Below are 21326 nucleotides of genomic sequence, written 5' to 3'. Positions count from 1 at the left end.
TATCGCAGGCTTTGCAAGAGGTAAGACGAATTTGCTTGGACAAAAGCTGCCTGATGGTGCCAGAATGGGCGGCTCTGCCCAACTTGGACCAGAAGGTTTGCAACTGCTCCACTTCACGGATGGATGCTCTGACCCGTTCCGAACCGAGATGTTGCGGCAAGATTTTATCCCGTCCGCCGGCGTGTCTCGGGTATGTTCGGGCTATGCGGACGATCTGTGGATGGTGTGCGGGCTGCGCTGGTTGGCGTGTCCGCGGCAGGGCAGAGCAGCGGCAGCACCGTTGCGGCTGATCTGAAGTCGGCCTTGCGCGGCGACTGGGTGGGTGTACTGGAATACCGCGACTACAGTGAGCCGCCGACCTCAACGAAGCGCGTCGACCTGCCGACGTGGCTCAGTGTGACGAGCGACGGCGAGGGCAAGCAGACCTGGCACTACGTCTATGATGACGGGCCGAACAAGACGGTTGATGAGATCGAAGCCGTCACCTTCGATCCGGCGCGTGAGCAGTACACGGCGGTCGACAACGGCAAACCGGCGCAGACGTTCCATGTCGCGGGCTACTCCGCGCTGAAGGGTGGGCGCGGAACGCTGACGCTGACGGGCAGCGGCACGGATTCGGGCAAGCCGGCCGAGATCCGCGAAATGATGACGATCCGGCGCAATCTGCTGGAGGTGCTGGAAGAGACTCGTTCTGCCGGATCTCAGGACGCCTTTGCCTTTCGGCACCTGTACCGCCTCGTGCGGCGGGAGGCTCCGGCGGTCACCGGGGCGAAATAGGGGATACCCTTCCCCCTCCTGGGGAAATGGTAAGTTCCTCATTTCCTATGGGTTGCAATTTCAGGCTGGTGTAACTTCTTCGAACGACGGAGCTTAGGCGTAAGTTCCTGCTGCGGTTGGAGTTGTGAGTGCTTGCACACTTTGTGGTGCATGCGCTTCTGCGTGTCGCGATGCAACGGACGAGTCTTTGCGATTCAGATCTACACGTTGAGGAAGGCAGCGATCTGCTGCTGCATCTGGACGAGGGAAGCACCCTGCGGGTGCCGGAAGCCGCAGGCGCGGATGAGGTGGTCGCCGGAGGTGTAATCGCCCCACGATGGGTCTTCGCGGCCGGTTGTTGCCTGATCCGCCAGGAGTGGCGTGCAGCGACCGCCCGCGCGCTCCTGGTCGGTCAGCGGGAAGTGACGCCAGCCTTTGGTGGTCAGGCCGATGCACTCAGGGATGAAGTTGAAGAACAGGACGCCGGACCAGAAGTCCGCCTTGTTGTCGGAACCGAAGTACCTGCTGACCGGACCGAAGAAGGAGTCGCCCTTTTGCTCGCCGCTGATGACGCGCTGGACGACCCACTTCGTGAAGTCGGGGCTATCTTCGTCCCGCTCCGCGCGGTAATGAGAATAGCCGACGATGGCAATCTTCTGGCCGTTGATCTGTGTGAAAGTGTTGGGAACTCAAGGTTCGTGTTCAATTGGCATGCCGGGACGTTACCACGTCCTCACGCCCGTATGCGGGAGCGAGCATTGGCTGCTGCGAACCCACACATCGCAAAGAACGCGATGTGTGGGGCACCCAGCTTATTCATTCCTTGCCGGAGCACTGGCCTGTTCAAGAGTCTCAAGCGACCGGACAAGCGCGACGATCACATCTGCTTTGTGCAGCCAATCGTTGGGCTTGAGGAGCGGATATGCGCTGTTCTGGTTGACTTTGTTGAAGCCAAGCTGTTGCATCCCGTCGATGAAGCGATCCCTGATCGATGCTTGGGCTTCCGTGATGTCGGGATAGTTCTCGGGCCGCCAGTAGGCGAGATAGATCTCAAGCGAACCGTCCTTGCGTATGCCGAAGAGGCCCCGCTTGGGCAGGGTACGGGCTAGGAGGAAAACGGCGCTGACGATCCACGTTACACGAGCGTCAGGGATGCCGCTCAACTCCGCAATGGTGTGGCGCACGATTGCGACTTGCTCGGCAGTGAGCGCCCCTTCGATGTTCTGCCAGAAATTAGCTTCGCCTCTCGCTATCGTGGTTTGAGCTTTGTCTGCGCGAGCAGCTTCCTTGGTGATGCGAACAGCCTCTGAGAAGCCGACCACGCGAGGCACGATGACGGTGCCCGCGTTGGGATCGGGAAGAGAATACTGCCTGGCCTCTACAACCATGACTTCGACATTCGTGAATTGATCATTCAAATATTCCGCAAGAGTGCGGAGTTCGTTCGAACTTTGCTCCAGAAAGAAGATGAGGCGAATGTTACCGGAACGAACCTTGGATATGAAGTTGGTGCAGAAGCCATCAATGTCGTCCTCAAATCCCCGTTCCAGCTCACGGAGAGCATTCGCTAATTCCCCCTTGTGCGTGTGGAGAAGAGCACACTTGATATCGTCTGCGGACCAGTAGGCTTTTCCGTTGGCGGCATACTCAAGCATCTGGCCGATGACCTCCCGGCGCGCGCGTGGGTCATTGCAGCGCTTAGCCTCCACAAAAGTCGGTGTCCCATCCTGATCGGAGTAAAGGAAATCCAGCGAGAAGTCTGTAGTGCCGGTGCTTGGATTGACCACGGGCATCTCTCGGCGGATCAATAACCATTTACGAGGGCTGAGGGGATCGATCTGATCGCCTGCCAGTAGGCCTGGTTGGTGCAGCAATCGTTCCTGCAGCTCCGTCGTTTCGTTGCGGCACTGAATGCGCTCAAGTTGTAAGCCTGCTCCATTGCCGTTCGCCAAAAAGACCTTGCTCATGCGGGTCAGGGTAGCATGGGGCCGATTGCCTTAGCCTCTTTAAGGATTGCTTGGTCTTCTCAGTTAGCCTTTTGTGGATACGCCATTGTGTTTAGAAATAGTGAACTCGGACCCACTGCTTTCGCCGCACTGATGTCCGTGTTGGCGCCTCCAACATCGGCTTGTTTGTTGAGATCGAAAAGCGTCTCTGTGTAGTGCCATTCACTTGGTCCTACAGTAGATCGGTAGACAGCACAACCAACGATGTAAAGCCGTAATGATTTATTCACGCTGCTCGCGCCTACATCTGCCCACGACTGACTAAATTCTTCCTTCGTTGTTACATCTTCGCCCGGAAAGACAGTCTCTTGGCCTAAGCCGTTCCCTTCTGTGTTTCCCATCAACATGTGACATACAGAGTCAGCCTGCGGAACGGCATCCGTTAAGTTCGTTCGTGAATGCATTTCTGCGATAAAGGAGGTCGCTATCGCCGGGGTCTGACCGTGATTATGCAGCTTGAAGAGCAGAGTCAGTCGAGGTCCTTCAGCGGGAAAGGTGAGTGGAGTGATGGCCTGCCCTTGAATGGAAACCCATGGTCTTTCAGCGACGAATAACTGCCGCGAAGCGGTTTCAGATTGTTCTCGAGCAGCGTCAGCCGCAAGTTTGGAGACGTAGAAGCTACCGTACAATAGGAGTAACCCGCCCAAACTGATAATAGCCGCAGCACCAGAAATCCAAGTCTGGATCTTAAGCAGATCACGCTCGGAGGCGTCCTTTGAGGTCTGCACTACCTGTGCAGGTGCTTTGGTTCTGAAGCTTGCTTCGGGGTACGAACTGCTTAGTGTCTTGTCTTCATTCGGAATAACTGGCCCATGAAGCCCTCCCGTATTCTTGACTTGGTTCTTCTTCTTGACTTCGTTCTTCATTGACCTGCGGCGCATGAGTTTTAACCCCCAAATCCAGAGTCACCCTATGTAGGGAGTCATTTAGCATCGCGCCAGTTGGGGCCTTGGCCTACTTCGGCGACGATGGGTATGGAGAGGGTGATGACCTTCTCCATTTCTGTTTTGACGAGCTGGGTGACTTCTTCGACTTCGGTGGGTGGGGCGTCGAAGAGGAGTTCATCGTGGACCTGGAGGGTCATCTGCGTCTGCAGGTTGCGGGCGCGGAGGGCGGCGTCGATGCGGAGCATGGCGACCTTGATCATGTCGGCGGCGGTGCCCTGTAGCGGTGTGTTGACGGCGGTGCGTTCGGCAAAGCCGCGGGCGTTGGGGTTGCGCGAGTGGATGTCCGGGATGGGGCGGGTGCGGCCGAAGAGGGTGCTGACCTTGCCGGATTCGCGGGTCTCCGCGAGGGTCCGCTCGATGAAGGTGCGGACGCCGCTGTAGCGGTCGAAGTAGGTTTCGATGTAGGTCTTGGCGGTCTTCTGGTCAATGCCGAGGTTGGCGGCGAGGCCAAAGGGCGAAATGCCGTAGACGATGCCGAAGTTGACGGCTTTGGCGCGGCCGCGAGTCTCCTTGTCCATCTGCGCTTCGGGGACGCCGAAGACCTCGCTGGCGGTGAGGGTGTGGATGTCGAGGTTGTTCCGGTAGGCGTGAACGAGCAGCGGGTCCTGCGAGAAGTGCGCCATGAGTCGCAGCTCGATCTGGGAGTAGTCGGCGGAGAGCAGGATGTTGCCCGGCGCGGCGGTGAAGGCGGCGCGGATTTCGCGGCCGAGCTCGGTGCGGACGGGAATGTTTTGCAGGTTGGGGTTGGTGGCGCTGAGGCGGCCGGTCGAGGTGGCGACCTGGTTGAAGGTGGTGTGGACGCGGCTCTGCTTGTCTACGAGTAAGGGGAGTTGCTCTGTGTAGTTGGAGCGGAGCTTTGCGAGCTGGCGGTACTCGAGGACGAGGCGCGGGGCTTCGTGGTGGACGGAGAGCTCTTCGAGCACGTCCTGCGCGGTGGAGACGACTTTGCCCTTGCCGTACTTGAGCGGCTTGGGCAGGCCCATGGTGTTGAAGAGGACGTCGCCGAGCTGCTTGGGTGAGTTGATGTTGAAGGTGACGCCGGCCATCTGGTGGATGCGCTTGGCGAGGTCGTCCATCATGAGCGCGAGGCGGGAGTTCTGGTCGCGGAGGAGCGCGGTGTCGACCTGGCAGCCGGCCTGTTCCATGCGGAGGAGGACGGGGACGAGCGGGAGGTCGATGTCGGTGTAGGTCTGGCGGAGGCTGGCTTCGTCGACTTGCGCGGCGAGGGTGCGCTGCAGTTGCAGGACCGCGCTGGCGGCCTCGGGCAGGCGGTTGGGGTTTTCGACCGGCTTGGCTTTTTTGCTGGTGGCCTCGCGGTTGGTGCCGGTGAGGGCGCGGTCGTTGAAGCGGGCGGCGACGTCGGCCAGGGTGTGGCTGAGGTGCGTGGGGTTGATGAGGTAGCTGTAGAGCATGACATCGTCGCGCACGCCGGCGATGGGAAGCCGGGCGAGTTCGAGGGTGCGCAGGACCGACTTGAGGTCGTGGACGGCCTTGGGGAGCGTGGCGTCGGCGAGGGCGGCGCGGATGGGGGCTGCGGCTTCGCTGTGCAGGTCGAGCAGGATGGCAGTGTCGCCCGCGGCGGCGAGGCCGATGAGGAGCGGTTCGGTTTGCGGTGGGGCGAAGGGTTCGGTGTTTGCGCTTGCCGGTTGCGAGTCGTTAGGTTCGGGTGCGGTGCCGAAGAGGTTCAGGTTTGAGGCGGGGAGGTCGGCGGGCTCTTCGGGCTCGGCGTCGGAGTCTTCGGGAGCGGTCTCCTCGGCGATAGCTTGCGGATCTTCGGGGAGGAAGATGGCGAGGCCGGCGAGGTTTGCGCCCGTGTAGAAGAGCGGGTCGGATGGGGTGGGGAGATGGGCTTCGCTCTTCGACGTTGATTCGGAGAAGAGGCTGTCGGTGTCGGGTTCCTGCTTTTTGGACTTTGCGGATTTCTTCGTTGCCGTCCCAGAAGTAGTTGTTGCCGCTTCGGAGAAAAGCGGGTCCTTCGCTTCGCTCAGGATGACACTGCTTGCTGAGTTCGAGGCTTCGCCGCCCAGCGGTTCACGGGCCGCTGCGAGGAGCGCTTCGATGTCTTTCGCGGTCGGGTCCAGGTTGTAGTCGACCTTGGCGGTTTCGGGCGCGGGGAGTTCTTTGAGCAGCGTGGTGAACTCGAGTTCGGTGTAGAGGGCGCGGACGGCGGCCAAGTCGGGCTCGGTGGTCTGCATGGCGTCGAGGGTGTACTCGACGGGCAGGCTGCAGTGAATGGTGACGAGTTCCTTGGAGATGAGGACGGCATCGCGGTTGTTGGCGAGGGACTCGCGCTGGCGCTTGCCCTTGATGGCGTCGGGGTTGTCGCGGGCGGTGTCGAGCGCGGCTTCAACGGTCCCGAATTGCCGAATCAGCTCGACGGACCCCTTGTCGCCGATGCCCGGGGCGCCCGGGATGTTGTCGATTGAATCGCCGCGCAGGGCCATCACGTCGATGACCTGATCGGGGCGCACGCCCAGGACCTCTTCGACCTTAGCGGGGTCGAGGATCAGGTTGTCCTTCATGGGATTCAGGATGCTGACGTTCTCGTTCACCAGCTGCATCATGTCCTTGTCGGACGAGACGATGTAGACGTGGTGGCCCTGCTCGGCGAGGCGCTTGGAGAGAGTGCCGATGACGTCGTCGGCCTCGTAGCCCTCGTAGTTGAGGATGGGGATGTGAAAGGCCTCGAGCGCGCGGCGGATGTAGGGCTGCTGCTGCTTGAGGTCGTCTGGCGTTTCGGCGCGTGTGGCCTTGTAGCCGCCGTAGTCGATCTCTTCGAACTGCTGCGTCTTGATGTTGAACTTCTGGACTGTCTTCATCTCGGCGGCGCGCTCGTTGCGGTGCACGGGGGCACCGCCCTCGTAGATGGCGGCGAGATACTGCGGCTGAAAGTCCTGCCGCAGCTTGTTAATCATGTTGATGAAAACGTATGTGGCCGCCGTGGGAATGCCGGTGCGCGTGGACATGGGCCGCGAGCGCTGCATGGCGTGGTAGGCGCGAAAGACAAAGGCCATGCTGTCGAGGAGGTATACGGGCGGCTTCTGGGTGGTGTCCGGCATAGGTCTTCAGGATAGATGCGAGGACAGTCGACGCATGGACTTGAGGAACGTGGCCGATTCGCGTTGCCGCGCCCCGAAGCCAAGGCTCTTTTCACTGAACATTCTGCCTTTCGTCCGCTTCCAGACACTCGTATGTGGTTCATTCGGAGTAGCTTGCGCTGACGCAAGAGTTGTTAGAGTGGATGGCGCAAAAGCTGATCGCTTGTGTGAATGGTCTACCAGGAGAACGAAGATGACCGGTTTAGAACAAGACCCAGGGCCGGAGATTACCGATGTGCACCATCACGAATCACACGTCTTGATCCGGTTCGAGACGGGAGAGTGTGTGAAGCTTACGTCGCGGCAAGTGCTGGACGCTGCCCACAAGGCAGCGCAGCAGCCACGCGCATCCGACCGCACGCTTGATGTAGCGCTCGGCGACAGGCACGGAACCACATAGCGGCAGCCGGCGTATTCCCGCTTGAGGAAACGCGTGTGATCAAGCTTTTGCTGTTTTGCTTGTTGCTGGTGGTGTACTGGCCGCTGGCGCTGTTGGCACTTGTGCTGTACCCGGTGGTGTGGGTGTTGCTGCTGCCGTTTCGGATTGTCGGCGTGGCGGTGGACGGTGTGCTGGAGCTGTTGCGGGCGGTGTTCATGCTGCCGGTGCGGCTGCTGGGTGGGCGCTGAGGCCTGATGTGTTCCGTCCGGATGGTGGTCGGCCCGATCCACGAACGCAGCTTGCGCACATGGATCGGGCCACGAGGTTAACTTGTCGCTGCGCTGGTCTTCCGGGTCGGTTTGGGCTTGGTGGGTTTCGTCGTGGAGGCGGACTGCGCGAGCAGCGTAATCAGGTTGGGCACGTTGGGTGAGCCCAGGCCGGTGCAGGCGTCCCAGCCCGGGCCTGCCTTGAAAGCGCCGTTGTTGCCACTGGTGATGTCGTGGAAGCTGCTACTGCCGTTTGCGGCATACAGCCTGGGCTGGACGAAGCCGACGGTTGTCTTGCTTTGAGCATTGACGACGGCGAGCAGGCCGGCCCACAGCGGAGCGACGGCACTGGTGCCTCCGATGACGAGGTTCTGGCCGTCCACGCGGACCTGGTAGCCGGTCGCCGGATCGGCGTTGCCGCTGACGTCAGGGACGCCGCGACCGGACTTCGTGGCGGCGATGCCGGCTTGCCAGGACGGCTGCGCGAAGACGGTGGAGATGCCGCCGCCCGTGGCACCCTCGTTGGCCGCGGTTTCGTTCCAGACAACTTCTGACTGGATGGTTGTGCCGCTGCCGGTCAGCTTGGTGCCGCCGCAGGCAAGCACGTGCGGGCTGCTGGCAGGGAAGTCGACGTGGTTGCCGCTGGATTCACCGTCGGAGGATCCGCTGTCTCCCGCGGCAGCGAGCACGGTGATGCCCAGTGCGGCGGCCGACTGGCAGGCCTGGTCGAGTGCGTTGCGAGCCTGCGCGGTCCAACTATCCTCCGGGCCTCCCCAGGAGATGGAGATGACGGACGGCTTGTTGGCCGTGTCGTGGACGGCGGTGGTGATGGCGTCGATGAAGCCCTGGTCGGTGTTGGGGGCGAAGTAGACGACGATCTTGGCTCCAGGTGCAACAGCGGCCGCCACTTCAATGTCGAGCATGACCTCGCCGTCGGCACCGTTGGGGCCGTCGGACTTGTTCTTGCCTTTGTCGACCGAGACGGCGGTGACCGTGGGAACGGGCAGGTTCAGCCCTTGGAAGTAGGCCTTAATGTCAGCGGTCTTGAAGCCGCCTCCAAGCTCGATGAGCGCGATGGTCTGGCCGGTCGCCCTGCTGTTTGGGGGCAAACCGTAGAGCTGAGCGACCTGAACGGGGGTGAAGGACGTGTTGGTGGCTCGTGGATGCACGATCGCGTCCGGCGTCTGAGCCGCGCCCTTGTGGATGCGGAAGTGCGGCTTGGCCTGGGGGCGGTTGTCCAAACCGAGCACCGCTTCGACTATCCCTTGCAGCGATTCGGGGAGGCAAATATCGCCTTGACGGACGCGGTAGATTTCGCCATTGGCAGCGGCGTGGTGCCTCAACTTGACGTCGAAGGCGCGCTGCATGTCGGCAACGGTTCCGGTGAGTTGTACGGTACGGCGGGCAGCGTCCGCCTCTGCGGAGAGGTTGAACTCCTTCGCGAAGGCGAGAACGGCTTTGAGCGCGGCGGGATCGGCGCTGTGCTGCGCCTTGTACTGGGCACGGGTAAGGCGCTGCTCGCCCAGCGCGTTTGCGTTCAGCGGCTGCTTGCGGCGAACGATCACGGAGACGGTTATCTGGGCGGAGGACCGGACCGGCTTGGTGTCCTGCTGACCGCCTGGCAGGGGCGGCCTCTGACTTCCGGAAAGGGCGGTGCGGGCTTGGGCGGCGAAGGTGAGCTTGGGCATTGGTTAGGGGACCTCGCTTTGTTTGGTGATTGTAGGCCCAAGCTGGCGCGCTGTCTTCGCTATTTCTTCGCCATTGCGTGAGATGGCGTTTCGCGAACTTGTTGCTCGACGGCAAGGAGAGCGAGTGCTGGTTACTGCAGGAACATGCAGTCGCCGTAGCTGAAGAAGCGATATTGCTGCTGGACTGCGTGGCGGTAGGCGGCGAGTACATGGGCGATGCCTTGCTGCGGATCGGAACGCTGGGCGGCGAAGGCGCTGACGAGCATAAGCAGCGTGGATTCCGGAAGGTGGAAGTTGGTGAGCAGGGCGTTCACGAGCTGGAAGGTGTCGCCGGGTCTGAGGAAGATGCTGGTGCTGCCGGAGTGAGGATGGAGCTGCCAGTCGGCGGCGGAAGCGCGTGCAACGGCCTCGCGGGCGCAGTGCTCCAGGGTGCGGACGGTGGTGGTGCCAACGGCGACGATCCGGCGTCCTTCGCGGCGAGCCCGATTGATGGCGTCTGCCGTCGCGGCGGGAAGCGTGTAGTGCTCGGCGTGTAGGTGAATGTCTGCGATGTCTTCTACGTGTACGGGCTGAAAGGTGCCCAGGCCTACGTGCAGGGTGACGGTTGCCGTCTCAACACCGCGCTCGTCAAGCCGGTGAAGGATCGCGGGCGTGAAGTGGAGGCCCGCGGTGGGTGCGGCAGCGGAGCCGGGTTGAGCCGGATCGGCGTAGACCGTCTGGTAGCGGGCGCGGTCCTCGGCGGTGTCGGCGCGGTGGAGATACGGCGGCAGCGGGATGTGTCCAAGGGCGTCAAGACGGGCGAAGAAGTCAGGGGTGTCCTGGAACCGGAGGGTGCGTTCGCCGCGATCCCCGGCGGCCATGACGTCGGCGGTGAGGGTCGTTTCCGGCTGCATGGCCTTCGCGCTGAAGAGGAGGGTTTCGCCGGGTTGGACCTTGCGAGCGGGTTTGACCAGGGTGCGCCAGTCGGTGGAGCTGAGCTGCTCGGTTAGTAGGACTTCTATGGTGCCGCTGGGGCCGGGCGAGTTCGTTTGCGTGCGAAGGCCGGCGCGCCGACCGAAGAGTCGCGCGGGGATGACGCGGGAGTCGTTGAAGATTACGAGGTCGCCGGGGTTGAGCAGATCGGGCAGATCGCGGAAGTAGCGGTCGGCGGTCTGCCCGGTGGCACGGTCGAAGGTGAGCATGCGAGCGGCGTCGCGTTCGGCGGGCGGATGTTTGGCGATGAGCTCCGGCGGCAGATGGAAGTGGAAGTCGGAAACGCGCACTCAGGTATGAGAGCAGTGTGCAAGCCGGCGGGCAAGTCAGCGGGCGGGCTCGGTGGCAACGCGGCGAGCCTCGTCGAGAGCGCGTTGCAAGGCGGATTGGAGGTCGGGCGTGGTCGCGGGCAGGGGCGTTTGCCAGGCGACTGTGACGCGGCTGAACGGTTTGGGAATGAGGAAGCCGTCCCAGGAGCGCAGCCGCCAGGCGCGGTGCGGCTCCAGGTGGAAGGCACTGATGAGGATGGGGTCGGGATCGTGTGCGGCGTTCGAATCGTTCTGAAGCCCGATATCGCTCTGACGACGTCGTTGCGCCAGTGCGTTGGTGGCGATCGCGGCAGCGCCGGGTTTGGCGACAAAGGCGGGACCGCGCGGACCGTCGGCGGTGATGGCGCACTTATGGCCGGCGGCAAGCGCTCGTGCAACGCCCAGCAGGCCGGCCGCGCCGCCGCGGGATGAGGATCCTCGCACGGGCACGAAGCCCAGCAGAGCAACGGTGCGCGCGATGAGTTCACCGTCGAACGAAGACGAGATCAGAATGCGAATGCCGAGGTTGCGATATCGGTAGGCAGCTAACAGAAGACAGTTGTGCCAGAAGGGATAAAGGTCGGCGCGACGATCGCGGTCGGCCGGGTGTGCATCGGGCGCCAGCACTTCGTGAAAGCGAAGCGTTGCGCACAAAAGCCGGATGGCAAGCGCCGCCAGCGGTGGCACGAGGCGGACGAGCCATCGTTGCGATCGTGTGAACGTGGCAGCCGGCTTCTCCGGTGGATGCGGCATCCAGTGATTCTACGGATTGCCGAAGTCTGGTCTGTCGTGATTACACTGCTGGGAAATGCCATCCATGCAGCGGCAAGTCAGTGCGGTACCGCAGGCGGTCATGCCTGTGGATGTGAGTCAGAGCCTTGCGGAGGCGGTCCATTCGCTAGGTGACGGCCTCTTGCTGATGGATCGCGAATACCGCATCGTCTTCGCAAATGAGCAGAGTCGCCGGATCAGCAGATTCAAACCTACGGACCTGCACGGACCGACCCACTGGGAGCTGTTTCCGACCACCGTGGGAACGGAGCTGGAAGAGAAGTATCGGCGCGTGATGGAGGAGCGCGTTCCGCAGGAACTGGAAACGTACTATGCTCCGTTCGATGTTTGGCTGAGAATCCGCGCGTTTCCTGCGGGCGAGGGCATCGCCGTGCACTACGCGGACATTACGGCGCTGAAGCAAGCGAACGCGGAGAAGGAAGCAAACGCGTCGCGCATGCAGGAGGTGATGGATTCGGTTACAGACGGCATTCTGACTGTGGACCGGGACTGGATCATCACCTTCGTGAACCGGGCGGGTCGGCGCCTGCTCGATGCGATGGGCGAAGTGGTAGGGCGAGGTCTGTTCCACGCTTTCCCCGGGATCATGTACCCAGGTCCCAACTTCATGCGGCATTATTTTGCGGCGATGAACGACCGGGTGTCGGCCGAGTTCGAAGCGAGTTATGGTGACCCGTTGAACGTGACGGTCACGGTACAGGTGCGGCCGTCAGACGAAGGCATCCTTCTCATCTTTCGGGACGTGACGCGAGAGCGCAACGACGAAGAAGCGATCCGCGCCAGCGAAGCGAAGTATCGCGCGCTGACGGAGCTGGGGCCGCAGGCCGTTTGGACCGGGTCGCCGGACGGCGAGATCACGTATGCCAATCAGCGCTTCCTGCGGTACCTGGGCGCAGCGGAGGTTTCTGCGGGTCAGCAGTGGCGGAGGGGCTTCGATCCGCTGGACCGGGATCGGGTGATGTCTGCCTGGCTGCACTCGGTGGCGACCGGCGAGAGCTATGACGTGGAGGCGCGGATGGTTCGCGCCCAAGACCGGGCATCGCGCTGGTGGCGGCTGCAGGCAGTGCCGGTGCGGGACGACTCCGGGGCGATCACCATGTGGCTGGGCATCGCGAACGACATTCACGATGCAAAGATGGCGCGCGAGCAGTTGGAAGCCCAGCAGGCTGAGACGGAACGCCGGCGGCGCGAGTTGCAGGCCGTGTATGACACGGCGCCGGTGGGCCTCGCTTTGTTTGAGCCGAAGGAGTTCCGGTACCTGCAGGTGAACCAGAGGCAGGCAGAAATCATCGGTTTGCCTCGGGAACAGATCCTGGGCCGGCGCTTCCAGGAGGTGGTAGCCACCGAGCTGGTTCCCGCCATGTTTGCCAGGGTGGCCCAGGGCGAGACCGTGCGCGACCTGACGTTTACCACCGAGTTTCACGCTCGGCCGGGCGAGAAGCGATCGTTCAACGTGAACTACTCGCCGGTGTTTGCCGAAGACGGCTCGGTGCGAGCCATCAGCGCGGCGGTGCTGGAGATCACGCAGTTGTGGAAGGCCGAGGCGGCTCTGGTACAGAGCGAAAAGCTGGCAGCGGTGGGGCGACTGGCGTCGTCCATCTCGCATGAGATCAACAACCCGCTTGAGGCAGTGACGAACCTGCTCTACCTGTCGCTGTCGGATGAAAACCTGAACGAGACGACCCAGAGCTACCTGCGGCTGGCGCAGGATGAACTGTGCCGCGTGTCGCAGATTGCGACGCAGACTCTGCGCTTCCATCGGCAGGCCGATAACCCCACGGCGGTCACGGCAGCGCAGTTGATCGATCCGGTGCTGAACCTGTACGCCGGCCGGCTGGTCAACAGCGGCATTCACGTGGAGGCGAGCTACAGTACGGCGCGCAAGGTCTTCTGCTTTGAGAACGACATCCGGCAGGTGTTGAACAACTTGATCGCCAACGCGATCGACGCCATGCGGACCGGGGGACGGCTGTTGTTGCGGGCGCACGACGCCTTCGACCTGCGATCCGACACCCCGGGCGTGCGGATTGCCGTGGCAGATACGGGGCATGGCATGTCTCGGGATACGGCCAGTCGGATCTTTGAGCCGTTCTACACGACCAAAGGTCTGAACGGGAACGGCCTGGGGCTCTGGATCTCGAAAGGTATTGTGGAGCGGCATCAGGGCCATTTGTGGGTGCGTTCCACGCAGCACCCGGTCATGCACGGCACAGTATTCAGCATGTTTTTGCCGACGGCCGAGTAGCGCGGAATCGCGTGCCAAAACGAACCTCCGCAGGCAGCAGCGGAGCGCTCCCGCGTGTTGCCAATCCACTACAGCAGGGCGTATCTTCGCAAAGTTTGTCCGTTGGAGCGTCTCCTCGTCTGCACATGTCCGTTGACGACATTGGCGTCGCGAGACCTGCCCACCGCGTCAGATGAGAGGTGCGCGGCCTGTGGCGGTGCACCGGAAGAAAGGTATAGGCGTCTTGGTATGGCAGTAGCAGAACTGGAGTTGAAGGCAGAAGAATCGCAAAACCCGGAAGCAGCGGGCGCGGCGGCAAGCGCCGCGATGAGCAAGGAGTTGAATCCCTGGGAGGCACAGGCGGCGCGCTTCGACTTTGCCGCGCAGAAGCTGGGGCTGGACGAGGGAATCTGGAAGATGCTGCGGCAGCCTTCCCGCGAAATCATTGTGCACTTCCCGGTGTTGATGGACGACGGCAAGGTGGAGGTGTTCACCGGTTATCGTGTGCAGCACTCGGTGGCGCGCGGGCCGGCCAAGGGCGGCATTCGCTATGCGCCCGACGTGAGCCTGGACGAGGTGCGGGCCTTGGCAAGCTGGATGACCTGGAAGTGCGCCGTCGTGAACATTCCGTTTGGCGGAGCCAAGGGCGGCGTCATCTGTGATCCGAAGCGCATGAGCCAGGGCGAGCTGGAGCGGCTGACCCGGCGCTACACCAGCGAACTGGTCGAGTTTATTGGGCCGGAGAAGGACGTTCCGGCGCCGGACATGAACACCAACGAACAGACCATGGCGTGGATCATGGACACTTACTCCATGCACATGCGGCAGACGGTGACCAGTGTAGTAACCGGCAAACCGGTGAACATTGGCGGATCGCGCGGGCGCACTGCTGCAACGGGCCGCGGCGTGAGCGTGGCCTGCGATCAAAGTCTTCGCTACCTGGGCATGCTGCCCGGTGACTGCCGCGTGATCGTGCAGGGCTTCGGCAACGTGGGGTCGAATGCGGCTCTGCTGCTGCAGGAAAAGGGCTACCGCGTGGTCGGGATCGCCGAATGGGATGGCGGTCTCTACAACTCGGTGAGCATCAACATCCCGGCGCTGCTGGAGCATCGTCGCAAGGCAGGGACGATTCACGGCTTTGCGGGAGCCGAGGCGGCGGACTCCGCCGACCTGATCACCAGCGAATGCGAGATCCTGATCCCGGCCGCGACGGAAAACGTCTTGACCAGCCGCAACGCAGGAAGGGTTCGCGCAAAGATTGTGTGCGAAGGCGCGAACGGGCCGACCACGCCCGCAGCAGACGAGATCCTGGCAAGCAATGGCGTGTTCGTCGTGCCGGACATCCTGGCGAATGCGGGCGGGGTGACGGCCAGTTACTTCGAATGGGTGCAGGACCGCATGGGGTATTTCTGGACCGAAGACGAGGTGAACGATCGTCTGGACCGCATCATGATGGCGAGCTTCACCGATGTGATTCGCTATGCGGAGTCGCACGAGGTGAACAATCGCATCGCGAGCTATATGCTGGCGATTGATCGTGTCGCGTATACGACGAAGCAGCGCGGTATCTACGCGTAGCTGTCCGCACGGGCGCAGCGACCGGCGGCGCAGTGCGTCGCCGGTTTACGTTGAGAGAGGGGGGTAGCGATGCGTCGGCACTTGGTCGGATTTGCTTTACTCTCACTGACCGCAACGAGCGCTGTGGCGCAGCGCGTTGTGCCGGGCGCCGTGTGGCGCGACACCAGTGGCAAGGTCATCCAGGCGCATGGCGGCGGCGTGACGCCGGAGGGTGCGTACTGGTACTGGTTTGGTGAAGACCGGTCGCAGGACCTACCTAAGGAGCGACGGGCGGTGCACGTGTATCGCTCCAGAGACCTGATGACCTGGGAGGACCGGGGACGCGCGCTGGAGATGGGTGAGCCTGCGGAGTACGTCGCGCAGTATGGGACGGACTGGCAACTGGAACGGCCCAAGGTCTTTGTCGCGGCACCCGGATCGAAGCACCGTTACGTGATGTATGTGCATCTGGACGCGGCCTACAAGGCTGCGGAGGTCGGCGTCGCGGTTGCCGACCGGATGGAAGGGCCGTACACGCTAGTGAAGCATTTTCGGCCGCTGGGCGAGGAAAGCCGGGACATCGGCCAGTTTGTGGACGACGATGGCACGAACTACCTGATCTTTGAAGCTCGGCCGACCAAGGGCTTCTTCATCGCGAAGCTGAGCGCGGATGCTCTGGAAGTTGTCGAGAAGACGGCGTTTGTGCCGGCGCCGTTGGAGGGTGGGGCCGTGGTGCGGACGGGCGGCCTGTACTTCTGCATCGGGTCGCACATGACGGGTTGGAAGCCGAACCCGGATGTGTACGCGACGGCGAAGTCACTGGCAGGGCCGTGGTCGACGTTTCAGAATCTTGCTCCGCCAGAGATGAACACGTATGGCGGCCAGAGCGCGGAGCTGCTGAAGGTGGCTGGCCGCGATGGCCGCCCGGACGCTGTGATCTTCATTGGGGACATCTGGAAGCCGCAGGCACTGTGGGACTCGCGCTATCTGTGGATGCCATTGCAGGTGCGCAATGGTGCCATGATGCTGCCTAAGCCTGAACCGTGGAGCATCGATGTCAACACGGGCGCGGTAAAGATATTCCACACGGCGGAGGGTGTGACAGAATGAGGGCACCTGCCGGTGCTGTGAGCTCGCGGAGGGGTGCGGTGGCGTGAATCTTCCCAATTCCATGACGCTGAGCCGGATCGCGGTGGTACCGCTGCTGATCTGGCTGCTGTCGGCGAGTTCGCCGCTGCATGGCCATGCCCAGGAATGGGTGGCGTCGCTGCTGTTTATCGCGGCAAGTGTGACGGACGGATTGGATGGCTACCTGGCGCGCAGGCGTGGGCAGATCACAACCATGGGCATGCTGCTCGATCCACTGGCCGACAAGCTGCTGGTCTGCTCGGCATATGTGGTGCTGGTCGCGTTTGACCCCGCCGTGGTGAAGCCATGGATCGCCGTGATCGTGATCGGTCGCGAGTTCCTGGTGAGTGGGTTGCGGTCCATCGCGGCCAACGAGGGCTTCACCATCGACGCGAGCGACATTGGCAAGCTGAAGACGGTGATCCAGATTGTCAGCGTGGTGGCCTGCATCTTCGATCGCGGCTACACGGAGTGGACGTTTGGGCCGGGGTCGAACCTAATGGGCGGCAATGGGCCGGGCTGGTTCATGCTGCCGGTCCACTGGATCGCGGTCGCGGCAATCTACTGGATGACGGTTGTGTCGATCATCAGTGCCGTGGACTACTTCGCGGCGTTCTGGAGCAAGGTGGATCAGACGGCGAAGAACGCGCGGGCGGCGAAGGTCTTGAGCCGCCGCGGCGTTGTCGGACCGGGGCTGTAGATTTCGTCCCGAAGGCACGATTGAGGAATTTCAATGAGCAAGGCCCGCCATGGCGGCGGGCCTTGCTGCTACCGTGCAGGACTCTTCTACGCGTGGGCGTGATTGCGGTGGACGAAGTGGTAGGGCGGCCACGGACCGGAGAGCTGCATCTGGCAGCCCTTCAGTTCGTTGGTCGCGGTGGAGTACTTGTTTTGGTAGCGCTCCACGCACTTGGAGTCGATCAGATGCGCGATGTCGAGCAGCATCTTGCCTTCGCCGGCACGTTTGCAGGTGACTTCTTCCTCAATGGGAAGGAACATGCGGTGCATCTGCACCTGGAGGGCACGGGCGCGGGACTGGCGTTCACGTTGCGCTGACGCGGTTTCGCGCAGGTTGGAGAGGTATTCCTTACCGGTCGAGGTGGGCTGGCGCAGGCCGGGCTTGCTGGCGGCGCAGTTGTCGTCGACGAGCACCTTCAGATGCATCTCAGCTTTGCCGCGGAGTCGCTCAAGCGTGTCGGTGAAGTGACGGTGATTGGACCGGACGGCTCGGCGCAGGGCATCATCATCCTGGAAGCTGGTACCGAAGCGGAAGGGCAGAACCGGCGAATGCTTGAAGGTCGCGGCAATGACACGGGCGTGGTCGCGCTGCGGCTTGTCAGGATTGTCGGGCGTAGCTACGCGGGTGTCGTCCTCCAGGTTGTGCTCGGAGACGACAATGGCCAAGTCGCTGGCGGGGAAGAGGAAAATCTGATTGCCAAAGAGGCCCGAGACGCGCTCAAGGGGCATGGGGCGGCGGTGGCGGAGGAGTTCGGGGAAAGCGCTTCTCTCCGCGATGCAATATGCGTACCAGGACATCTGGGTTGGGCTCCGTTCAGGCGGTGTCGCACCGCTTTGAGGTAAACGCAACTAACTCAAAACAGGCAGCCTGGCTCTCCCATTAAAAGCGGCTGAACCGGATGCGAGTCGGATACTAAGCGCACGAGAGAACGATTGGCAAGCACTGAAAGATGTATTGCTGGCGGCGGGAGCCGGCGCAATTCGGCGTTCCCGGCAACGTAAGCGCTAACGTTCGAACCGAACACAGTGATCGGTTGAACCGGGGACCATCGTCGCCGTCACCGCATCCAACCTCCTGGGGACGAGGAGAACGATGGCAGAGAAGAATTACTCGGGTGCGGAAGGTATTGAGAAGATCCGTGAGCTGATCCACGATGTTCACATCGCGATGCTGACCACTGTGACGGAAGATGGCTCGTTGCGTGCGCGGCCGATGGCGAACCCGGACCGGCCCTTTGACGGCACGCTGTGGTTCATCACGCGGATCGATTCCAGCAAGACTGACGAGATCCGGCACGACAGCGAAGTTCTGGTGAGCTATGCCGAGCCCAAAGACGGAAAGTACATTGCGCTGAGCGGGAAGGCGCGGATCGTCCGCGACAGAGCGCAGATTCACGAGCACTGGACGCCCGCCGCGAAGGCGTGGTTCCCGGAAGGCGAAGACGATCCGGCGGCTGCACTGATTCGGGTGACAGTGGACTCGGCCGAGTACTGGGACGCGAATCGCAGCACGATTGTGCGCCTGGCCAAGCTGGCGATTGCAAGCGTGACCGGGGCCGACAACAACAACGTTGGTGATTCAGGCAAGATCTCGGTCTAGGGGCGGCAACAGGGAGTTGCCGCAATTTTGAGGAACTCTTAGGCCGCGAGGAAACGGGCAATGAGAACGGCGACGGCGATGCCGATGGCGGCGAGGATCAGCCCGGAGCTGCGGCGTTTGTAGACGAAAAGGAGCAGGCACAGACCGGTTAGGGAGACCAGGGTGAGGAAGACGGCCGAGGCGTCGATGATCCGCGACCATGCCCTGCCCGTGACTGCACCGCGGTGCAGGTCGTTCAGGGTGGCTATCGCGCCAGAGCGCGTCTCGATGATCTGGTACTTTCCGCCGGGGCGGTCGATGAAGGCGTCAGCGGCATAGCCTGCGCCCTTGAACGAGAGCGTGACCTGGTCGGGATCATCGCGGGTGTCGGTGACAGCTCCGCGGATGTGGTGCTCGCGGCGCAGCTGCGCCTCTATGGCGGCGTGATCGGGTTGCGGCTGCATGGCCGTGGCAGCGATGGTGCCGGTGTACCGAGCTACGCGCTGCATCCCGCTCAGCTTGTCCGCGTGGTTCAGCGTGAGCCCGGTTACGGCGAAAAAGAGGATCACGCCGAAGCTGATCATCGACAGGTAGATGTGCAGCCAGCGCGAGGCGACGGCGATGCGTTTGCGCCACGCCGCACCTGGCGACGGTCTGGACGCCTGCTTCAAACCACTCGATCGCTGCTCGCCTTGGTTTCTCAATCGATGATGTGCGCGCCTCGCGGGCTCTGCGCCCCCAAGCGATCCTTCCTTTGTTGTAGTTGTTCGGCCGGATGGCCGTGCCATCCTACCACCTCGCCAAGAACCCGCAACGGTGCCCGCGAACGATAGGAGAGAGTGGGATTGCCTGGAAACATCTTGTTCGTGAGGTTAGGGTCGTCCATGATGTCACCGGTCGCCTCGACAACGTAGATGCGGCTTGGATTGTTGCCTGCCGCCAGTTCAGCGCCCCAAAGAGCAGCGTCGAGAGTCGCGGCGAAGTAAACCCACGACAAAGGCGCGTCGTCGCGAAAGTTGGATGCGTATCCGACTTGAATGAAATCCCCTGTCACCAGGCTGGCACGGGTGCCGTGAAAGAACGTTTGCTTGAAGCGGGTGGCTGGCTCTGACACGATGTACTCCTCCCTAGCAAGCGCGTGCGTCTTGGCGCGCCGAGTGTCAAGGATGGAGCCTGGGGCGGGGCTTGTGGCAAGCCGGTACCCGCTTCGTATACTGGACTTGTGGGCGGCAGTGTCGCCACGGCGGCTGACACGCCTGGAGCGGACGCCGTGACAGCAGCCCTCAACGCTTGGCGTAATCGAGCTGAACGGTGCCGACCTCGGGCTGCGGCGGCAGCGTGGTCTGCTGTGGTGTGCCGTTGAAATCCATGGTGTAACGGCTGAGTCCGTAGCCGCCGTGTTCGCGTGCTGCTTCGACGCAGACTGTGTATTTGCCGGGTTTGACGAGCTTGCCGCTGTTGTCCTTGCCATCCCACTTCAGGGTATAGACGCCGGGTGCGCGCGTGGCGGAGGAGATGGTGGCCGATAGATCAGTGCCTTCGGACAGGTTGCGCAGCCGGTCGTCGCGGTACCAGGTCTTGAGTTCGTTGAGCCACTTCGGCTTCTGGAACCAGAGAGCGACTGTGCGCACGGGGTACTTGTCTTCGTCTTCGATCCAGACGGCGACGTACGGCCGGCGATACCGCGGATCGTCTGTACGGGGCAGGTCCAGCTTAATGGTGAGGTCTAAGTTCTGATTCCACGCAGCATTTGCGGGTGCAGCACCTGCGGCTCTTGGAGCGGCGCGGAAGACGGTGCGGTCCAGGCGGGGCTCCTGCAGTCGTGACCAGTTGGCGGTCTGCAGACGGTCGCCATCGCGGTATACGACGAGGGCGTCGACGGCGGGGAAGTCGCGAAGGAGGCGGTGTGCCTCGGCTGGGCTGGCGATGGCGAGAGCGGTGGCGAGCGCGCCTGCCTGCTCGGCGTCGGGCGCGACGACGCTGGCGGAGAGGACGGCGGTGGCGGGCTGTGCCGTGCGAGGGTCGATCAGGTGAGAGATCTGTTCGCCGTTCAGGGTGCTGTTGCGGCGGTAGCCGCCGCTGGTGGCGATGGCGCGGTCGCGCAGTAGAACGGTGTCGAGCGGGGCGGAGTTCTCCGCGTCCGAGGACGGGTCGGCGATACTGACGCGCTGTGTCATGTCGCCGCGCAGAACGATGTCGCCGCCCACGTTGAGCATGACGCCGGTGGCGCCAGCGGCCAGAGCGGCGTTTGCTGCTGCCTGCGAGATGCGGGATTTGACGAAGCTGGCCAGCACCAGCGGCGACCCGGAGAGGCGGGTTGCGGTGTTGTGAACGGCGTCCAGTTGCCACTGCGGCTGCTGCATGCGGACGGCACTGGCCTGGAGGACGGCAGGGGCGGGACGCTCGTCGGTGGTGCCGGCCTGTTGCCAGATGGCGGCGGCATCGGCTGCGGCGGCGTTGAGCAGGTTGTCTGTCTGGCGCTTCCAGTGATCGAAGCGGGCAAGGGTACCGAGGAGTTCGGGCGAGACCCGGACGGCGGTGCCGCGCGTAGCCTGCCAGCGGGAGAACTCACTGCTTGTGTCCCAGGCGCTGAGGATGGCGGACTGCCGATCGAACTCTGCCAGCAGCGCCTGTTCGGCGCGGTCGGCGTCAGCCTGTGACGCGGCGCGGAGGCGAAGCTCAAGCGAGGTGCCGAGGACGTTCTCGTGGTGCGCGGTCCAGATGCCGGAGGTGTGCGCGGCGAGCTCTGGCGCGGCGAGGAGCGGCGACGGGTACGCGGCGGTCAGGGCAGAGACTGCGGCGAGAGCGAGAGAGAAAGGGCGCGGCATGGAGGTCTCCAGATGTTGCAAGAACGAAATTTGAGCTCAGTTCGGCGTTCGTACAGACCG

Annotated in this window: 18 protein-coding genes; 8 read left to right on the top strand and 10 right to left on the bottom strand. The window is 62.7% G+C overall.

The window, feature by feature from the left end; translation table 11 throughout:
- Positions 1-216: 216 nt before the first annotated feature.
- Together OHL12_RS05570 and OHL12_RS05565 are read left to right on the top strand one after the other, a co-directional pair.
- A complete protein-coding gene (locus OHL12_RS05570; RefSeq protein ID WP_263412834.1) occupies positions 217-777 on the top strand; it encodes a hypothetical protein in 561 nt (186 codons plus the stop codon).
- 441 nt (positions 778-1218) lie between these two features.
- Positions 1219-1386: a hypothetical protein gene (locus tag OHL12_RS05565; protein WP_263412833.1), complete on the top strand. Its 168-nt coding sequence runs from the start codon at positions 1219-1221 to the stop codon at positions 1384-1386.
- A 182-nt stretch (positions 1387-1568) separates the two neighbouring features.
- On the opposite strand, the gene OHL12_RS05560 is transcribed toward OHL12_RS05565, so the two are convergent.
- From OHL12_RS05560 to polA, 3 genes are read right to left on the bottom strand one after another with little or no spacing between them, the layout of a single operon-like run.
- Positions 1569-2723, bottom strand: a complete 1155-nt coding sequence (locus OHL12_RS05560; RefSeq protein ID WP_263412832.1) for a hypothetical protein — start codon at positions 2721-2723, stop codon at positions 1569-1571.
- Between the two features lie 59 nt (positions 2724-2782).
- Positions 2783-3628, bottom strand: coding sequence for a hypothetical protein (locus tag OHL12_RS05555; protein WP_263412831.1), 846 nt, complete (start codon positions 3626-3628; stop codon positions 2783-2785).
- Between the two features lie 56 nt (positions 3629-3684).
- Entirely contained in the window at positions 3685-6768 is a 3084-nt protein-coding gene (polA, locus tag OHL12_RS05550) for a DNA polymerase I (RefSeq protein WP_263412830.1), read from the bottom strand.
- 474 nt (positions 6769-7242) lie between these two features.
- Here polA and OHL12_RS05545 point away from each other — a divergent pair, with 474 nt between their 5' ends.
- The gene (locus tag OHL12_RS05545) at positions 7243-7434 is read left to right on the top strand and encodes a hypothetical protein (protein WP_263412829.1); all 192 of its coding nucleotides are present in this window, start codon (positions 7243-7245) and stop codon (positions 7432-7434) included.
- Positions 7435-7511: 77 nt separating this feature from the next.
- On the opposite strand, the gene OHL12_RS05540 is transcribed toward OHL12_RS05545, so the two are convergent.
- From OHL12_RS05540 to OHL12_RS05530, 3 genes are all read right to left on the bottom strand, one after another.
- Complete coding sequence (locus OHL12_RS05540) at positions 7512-9140, bottom strand: S53 family peptidase (RefSeq protein WP_263412828.1); 1629 nt, start codon at positions 9138-9140, stop codon at positions 7512-7514.
- 131 nt (positions 9141-9271) lie between these two features.
- Positions 9272-10402, bottom strand: a complete 1131-nt coding sequence (gene queA, locus OHL12_RS05535) for a tRNA preQ1(34) S-adenosylmethionine ribosyltransferase-isomerase QueA (protein ID WP_263412827.1) — start codon at positions 10400-10402, stop codon at positions 9272-9274.
- Between the two features lie 36 nt (positions 10403-10438).
- Positions 10439-11173, bottom strand: coding sequence for a lysophospholipid acyltransferase family protein (locus OHL12_RS05530; RefSeq protein WP_263412826.1), 735 nt, complete (start codon positions 11171-11173; stop codon positions 10439-10441).
- Positions 11174-11237: 64 nt separating this feature from the next.
- On the opposite strand from OHL12_RS05530, the gene OHL12_RS05525 reads away from it, so the two are divergent.
- The 4 genes from OHL12_RS05525 to pgsA all read left to right on the top strand — a co-directional run bounded on the left by OHL12_RS05525 (position 11238) and on the right by pgsA (position 16821).
- Positions 11238-13457, top strand: coding sequence for a PAS domain-containing protein (locus OHL12_RS05525; RefSeq protein WP_263412825.1), 2220 nt, complete (start codon positions 11238-11240; stop codon positions 13455-13457).
- A 306-nt stretch (positions 13458-13763) separates the two neighbouring features.
- On the top strand, positions 13764-15014 hold the full coding sequence (locus tag OHL12_RS05520; protein WP_263415082.1) for a Glu/Leu/Phe/Val family dehydrogenase: 1251 nt from the start codon (positions 13764-13766) through the stop codon (positions 15012-15014).
- Between the two features lie 69 nt (positions 15015-15083).
- A complete protein-coding gene (locus tag OHL12_RS05515; RefSeq protein WP_263412824.1) occupies positions 15084-16103 on the top strand; it encodes a family 43 glycosylhydrolase in 1020 nt (339 codons plus the stop codon).
- A gap of 43 nt (positions 16104-16146) precedes the next feature.
- Positions 16147-16821 carry a CDP-diacylglycerol--glycerol-3-phosphate 3-phosphatidyltransferase gene (gene pgsA, locus OHL12_RS05510; protein WP_263412823.1) on the top strand — a complete coding sequence of 225 codons (675 nt, stop codon included), beginning with the start codon at positions 16147-16149 and terminating at the stop codon, positions 16819-16821.
- Positions 16822-16907: 86 nt separating this feature from the next.
- On the opposite strand, the gene OHL12_RS05505 is transcribed toward pgsA, so the two are convergent.
- Positions 16908-17657, bottom strand: a complete 750-nt coding sequence (locus OHL12_RS05505) for a GvpL/GvpF family gas vesicle protein (RefSeq protein WP_263412822.1) — start codon at positions 17655-17657, stop codon at positions 16908-16910.
- 295 nt (positions 17658-17952) lie between these two features.
- On the opposite strand from OHL12_RS05505, the gene OHL12_RS05500 reads away from it, so the two are divergent.
- Positions 17953-18459: a pyridoxamine 5'-phosphate oxidase family protein gene (locus tag OHL12_RS05500; protein ID WP_263412821.1), complete on the top strand. Its 507-nt coding sequence runs from the start codon at positions 17953-17955 to the stop codon at positions 18457-18459.
- A 38-nt stretch (positions 18460-18497) separates the two neighbouring features.
- On the opposite strand, the gene OHL12_RS05495 is transcribed toward OHL12_RS05500, so the two are convergent.
- The 3 genes from OHL12_RS05495 to OHL12_RS05485 all read right to left on the bottom strand — a co-directional run bounded on the left by OHL12_RS05495 (position 18498) and on the right by OHL12_RS05485 (position 21266).
- On the bottom strand, positions 18498-19109 hold the full coding sequence (locus tag OHL12_RS05495) for a PepSY-associated TM helix domain-containing protein (RefSeq protein WP_263412820.1): 612 nt from the start codon (positions 19107-19109) through the stop codon (positions 18498-18500).
- 29 nt (positions 19110-19138) lie between these two features.
- Positions 19139-19552 (bottom strand): NAD(+)--rifampin ADP-ribosyltransferase, encoded by a 414-nt coding sequence (gene arr, locus OHL12_RS05490; protein WP_263412819.1) that lies wholly within the window; start codon positions 19550-19552, stop codon positions 19139-19141.
- A 169-nt stretch (positions 19553-19721) separates the two neighbouring features.
- A complete protein-coding gene (locus tag OHL12_RS05485; protein WP_263412818.1) occupies positions 19722-21266 on the bottom strand; it encodes a DUF2271 domain-containing protein in 1545 nt (514 codons plus the stop codon).
- Between the last annotated feature and the right edge of the window lie 60 nt (positions 21267-21326).

This window comes from Terriglobus aquaticus, assembly GCF_025685415.1.
Taxonomy (GTDB): domain Bacteria; phylum Acidobacteriota; class Terriglobia; order Terriglobales; family Acidobacteriaceae; genus Terriglobus; species Terriglobus aquaticus.
Note: the sequence above shows the minus strand (reverse complement) of the source record. Positions and strands in the feature narration are given on the sequence as shown.

Coding starts and splice junctions, on each gene's coding strand:
- OHL12_RS05565 (WP_263412833.1), top strand. CDS start 1,219: ATGAAGTTGAAGAACAGGACGCCGGACCAGAAGTCCGCCTTGTTGTCG.
- OHL12_RS05560 (WP_263412832.1), bottom strand. CDS start 2,723: ATGAGCAAGGTCTTTTTGGCGAACGGCAATGGAGCAGGCTTACAACTT.
- OHL12_RS05555 (WP_263412831.1), bottom strand. CDS start 3,628: ATGAAGAACGAAGTCAAGAAGAAGAACCAAGTCAAGAATACGGGAGGG.
- polA (WP_263412830.1), bottom strand. CDS start 6,768: ATGCCGGACACCACCCAGAAGCCGCCCGTATACCTCCTCGACAGCATG.
- OHL12_RS05540 (WP_263412828.1), bottom strand. CDS start 9,140: ATGCCCAAGCTCACCTTCGCCGCCCAAGCCCGCACCGCCCTTTCCGGA.
- OHL12_RS05530 (WP_263412826.1), bottom strand. CDS start 11,173: ATGCCGCATCCACCGGAGAAGCCGGCTGCCACGTTCACACGATCGCAA.
- OHL12_RS05525 (WP_263412825.1), top strand. CDS start 11,238: ATGCAGCGGCAAGTCAGTGCGGTACCGCAGGCGGTCATGCCTGTGGAT.
- OHL12_RS05520 (WP_263415082.1), top strand. CDS start 13,764: ATGAGCAAGGAGTTGAATCCCTGGGAGGCACAGGCGGCGCGCTTCGAC.
- OHL12_RS05515 (WP_263412824.1), top strand. CDS start 15,084: ATGCGTCGGCACTTGGTCGGATTTGCTTTACTCTCACTGACCGCAACG.
- OHL12_RS05505 (WP_263412822.1), bottom strand. CDS start 17,657: ATGTCCTGGTACGCATATTGCATCGCGGAGAGAAGCGCTTTCCCCGAA.
- OHL12_RS05500 (WP_263412821.1), top strand. CDS start 17,953: ATGGCAGAGAAGAATTACTCGGGTGCGGAAGGTATTGAGAAGATCCGT.
- OHL12_RS05485 (WP_263412818.1), bottom strand. CDS start 21,266: ATGCCGCGCCCTTTCTCTCTCGCTCTCGCCGCAGTCTCTGCCCTGACC.